We start from the raw sequence: 3,794 nt of genomic DNA, 5'->3' as shown, positions 1-3,794 counted from the left end.
GCCACAAATATTGGAGGAATTGGAATCGAGAGTAGAATTGATTCTATAAGTGCAGTTTTTTGTGCTTCTGACCATCGGAATAATCTCTGATACTCTGGTCTAATTATTAATTCACCATTTTTGTATAGGTTGATCAACTCCCCAAAAGAAATGTCAAGTCTATCAGACGACAGCCTTTTTCTCTCATCTGAGACTGCTTTTTCGAGTAAGGCTACTTTTTCTGCAAGGTTTTCCATATTACTCAGGCTTAGTATGCTTTTCCAAGTATAACGAGCTAACAATGAAATTGATGACAAATCTGTGAAAGAGAGAACTCAGTTTTTAACAGTCTAACTATCAATTATATCGCTCCCTGCGTTCCCATACCCTCCTCTATCCCACTTCCATCGCTTTAACACCCCCTCAATTTGGGCATAATTACCGCCTTTCTACAGCCAAAAGTCTATTGGTCTGTCAATCTTGAAATTGTGGATAGGGGAATGCTGCCAAATTATTCGCCCCCAATCCCTCAAAATCACCTTAACAGACCCATAGAATCGCCCTTAATTTTTGTGGATTACCAGTCCCTAACTATATTCTTCTCCGACACTGAGATTAAAGAGCATTTGCAGGGACTGTAAACAGCGCTTACGCGCTTCGATATCCTGTTGGGCCCGCAGTTGTACCATGGGTTCGTGAAGGATTTTATTAACGATACCGCGGGTCATTGCTTCGATAACTTCTTGGTGTTTTTCGGCGAATTCCGTCCCCAGACGGGAGAGGGCTTTTTCTAATTCCTGTTCGCGAATATCTTCAATTTTGCTTCTTAAACAGCTAATTGTCGGTACAGTGTCCAAAGAACGCCACCAAAGCTCGAAAGCTTCCACTTCCTGCTCTAGGAGTGCCTCTGCTTCCCTGGCCATCTGACGGCGACTTTCCTGATTGGCGGCAACCACCGCTTTGAGATCATCGACGTTAAAAGCTTGCACTTGTGCCAATTCCTTCACGTCGGTATGGACGTTGCGGGGAACAGAAATATCGATTAACATCAGCGAGTTAGCAGAAATCGTCACTTCTGTCAATAAAGTTTTAGTTAAAATTGGTTCCGTGGCTCCGGTACTGGTAAAGACGATATCCGATGCCGCTACGGTAGTCATCATCTCTTCTAAGCCATATAGTTGCAGCGGTAGGTGAGGAAATTCACGGGCCAACTCCTGGGCCCGTCTTTGGGAGCGATTGATGATCGCAATTTGCTGAGAACCCTTAGCCAGAAGGTGCGTAACTAATAATCGGGACATTTTCCCTGCCCCGATAATAGCGATTTTCTTGCTGCTGAGGTCTGTCACCTTAGCATGGGCTAACTCCACCGCTGCCGAACTGATCGATACGGCTCCCGTGCCGATGCTGGTTTCCGTGCGGACGCGTTTACCGGCAGTCATCGCTTGTTTAAACAGGCGATCGAGTAACTGGCTAATAGTATTGTACTTCTGGGCTAATTTATGGGTATTTTTAACTTGAGCGAGAATTTGCCCTTCACCGAGGACAAGACTTTCTAAACCAGCCGACACCCGCAGCAGATGACGGACAGCATCCTGATGCAGCAGGGTAAACAGGTAACGACGCAGGACATTAAGGGGAATATGCCCGATTTCAGCGAGAAACTGGGTAATTTCCACCACGCCCTTTTCCGTATCCGTAACCACGGCGTAGATCTCCAAACGGTTACAGGTGCTGATAATCGCCACCTCTTGGATGTGGGGATAACCCTTGAGGTGGGTAAGGGCGGACTCGATTTTCGCTTCCGGGATACTCAATTTTTCGCGAATTTCCACAGGGGCTGTCTTGTGACTCAAGCCCACTACAGCAATATTCATTTATGTTCTCCTACAAATGTTGCTCAGGCTACAAAAATTATTGATAAAGATCAGTGCGTTATGTCTCTAATTGTTGCAATTTAGTCCCAATCGGGATGCAAATAAAAGATGTTTGAAAAAAAACTTTATATATTTTTACCAATGGGGGCGAGGTGAGCCATGCCCACCCCACCGGGTCAGAGAATTATCTCAGTTGAATGTATTTGGGTTGGTCGAACAGGTGAACGGTATCGACAAAGCGAGCGGTTTTCGATTGGGTGGAGATCACCAAGCTTTGGGTACGAGCGCCACCATGGAAGAAGCGGACCCCTTCCATCAGGGTGCCGGGGGTGATCCCACAGGCGGCAAAGAGGACGGTTTCGCCACTGGCTAATTCTTCGCAACCGTAAACGCGATCGGGATTAGTGATGCCCATTTCTTGCAGACGAGCGAGATTACCCTCTCTGCTTTCGCCGATTAAACCGGTTTTGACCACTTCGGGATCATAGATTAATTGTCCCTGGAAGTGACCGCCTAGACAACGCATAGCCGCCGCCGAGATTACCCCTTCCGGAGCGGCACCGATACCCATGAGAGCATGAATATTAGTTCCCGAAAAAGCGCAGGAAATAGCGGCCGATACGTCACCATCGCTGATCAGACGAACTCTGGCCCCGGCGTTGCGGATTTCTTGGATTAATTCCTTGTGACGGGGACGATCCATAACTACTACCACCAGTTCTTCGATCGAACGATTGAGACAATCGGAAAGGACTTTCAGGTTTTCCGTCGCCGATTTATTAATATCCACATGACCTTTAGCTGCTGGGGGAGCGGCTAATTTTTTCATATAAAAGTCAGGAGCGGCGAATAACCCACCTTTTTCGGAGATAGCTAACACGGCCATAGAACCATTTTGACCGTAGGCGACCAAGTTAGTGCCTTCGCAGGGATCGACGGCGATATCGATTTCGACTAATTCGTCGGGATTACAATATTGTTTGGCATCAACTTGGGTACAGATACCCACTTCTTCGCCAATATAGAGCATGGGAGCTTCGTCTCTTTCCCCTTCTCCAATAACGATGCGACCGCGCATATGAATTTTATTCATCCGTTCGCGCATCGCTTCTACAGCGACGTGATCGGCGATATTTTTTTCGCCTTTACCCATCCACTTCGAGGAGGCAATGGCAGCCTGTTCGACCACTTCGATAATTTCTAACCCTAGCGTACTTTCCACTCGATGATCCTCCCTACAGCTGATCTATGATTTATCTAGTGAGTTTGTTTCCTTAACAGTCAAAAGTCTATCACCAGACGGGGATCATTCTTAAGTTTTTATGTAGATCATCTGGAGGAGACTGGTATAGCTAGGGAGTTTTTGCTGGCACTGTCGCCTCCATCTCCGTTATTGAGACCTGGATCGCTGATTTCGGCGTTAAACGACGGATAAATTCTAGGGGTAAACCGTCTGTGTCGGCAATAAAGGTGACTTCATAGACGTGATCCCCGATCATCTGTTGTTGGGGGGGCAAAAGAATGTTTAAAGGTTGATATAAATCGGCATCCTCTTGATGGGCTTGCTGAAAGTTATTTGTTAATTTTTCTAACCATTCTGGTAAATTGCTGACATTTTCTGTTAGGTCAAAAGACAAGTGATAATAACCGACATAATGCTGATCGCTAAAGGCATCGGGGGCGGGTTGCGGTTGAGGAATTTGGATTAATTCAATGCGTCCGTTTAACCCCGTTAGCCAACAGGCCAAAGTATAACCCGTGGTGAATCTTTCCTCGAGGGTAAAACCGAGAAGTTGGTAAAAAGCGATCGCTCGATGGATATTAGCGGTGCGGATAGAAGCATGGTGCATTTTCAGGAGAAAGAATTATGAAGTGGGGAAGTGGGGTGTCGGGTGTCGGGTGTGGGGTGTCGGGTGTGGGGTGTGGGGTGTCGGGTGTGGG

4 protein-coding genes are annotated in these 3,794 nt (G+C 46.8%); all 4 read right to left on the bottom strand.

Translation table 11 applies throughout. From position 1 onward, the window contains the following. Positions 1 to 236, bottom strand: a 236-nt coding sequence (locus tag PX636_RS09025; protein WP_288116809.1) for a DUF262 domain-containing protein, incomplete at its 3' end; no start/stop codon positions are given. Between the two features lie 330 nt (positions 237 to 566). After that, positions 567 to 1,853 (bottom strand): glutamyl-tRNA reductase, encoded by a 1,287-nt coding sequence (locus PX636_RS09020; RefSeq protein WP_288116808.1) that lies wholly within the window; start codon positions 1,851 to 1,853, stop codon positions 567 to 569. Between the two features lie 184 nt (positions 1,854 to 2,037). Further along, entirely contained in the window at positions 2,038 to 3,075 is a 1,038-nt protein-coding gene (gene glpX, locus PX636_RS09015) for a class II fructose-bisphosphatase (RefSeq protein ID WP_002756310.1), read from the bottom strand. Positions 3,076 to 3,205: 130 nt separating this feature from the next. After that, on the bottom strand, positions 3,206 to 3,703 hold the full coding sequence (locus PX636_RS09010) for a VOC family protein (RefSeq protein WP_012265995.1): 498 nt from the start codon (positions 3,701 to 3,703) through the stop codon (positions 3,206 to 3,208). Between the last annotated feature and the right edge of the window lie 91 nt (positions 3,704 to 3,794).

The organism is Microcystis sp. M53598_WE2 (assembly GCF_030067735.1).
In the GTDB taxonomy this organism is placed as follows: Bacteria; Cyanobacteriota; Cyanobacteriia; order Cyanobacteriales; family Microcystaceae; genus Microcystis; species Microcystis aeruginosa.
This window is presented reverse-complemented; position numbering and strand designations above follow the sequence as displayed.

Coding starts and splice junctions, on each gene's coding strand:
- PX636_RS09020 (WP_288116808.1), bottom strand. CDS start 1,853: ATGAATATTGCTGTAGTGGGCTTGAGTCACAAGACAGCCCCTGTGGAA.
- PX636_RS09010 (WP_012265995.1), bottom strand. CDS start 3,703: ATGCACCATGCTTCTATCCGCACCGCTAATATCCATCGAGCGATCGCT.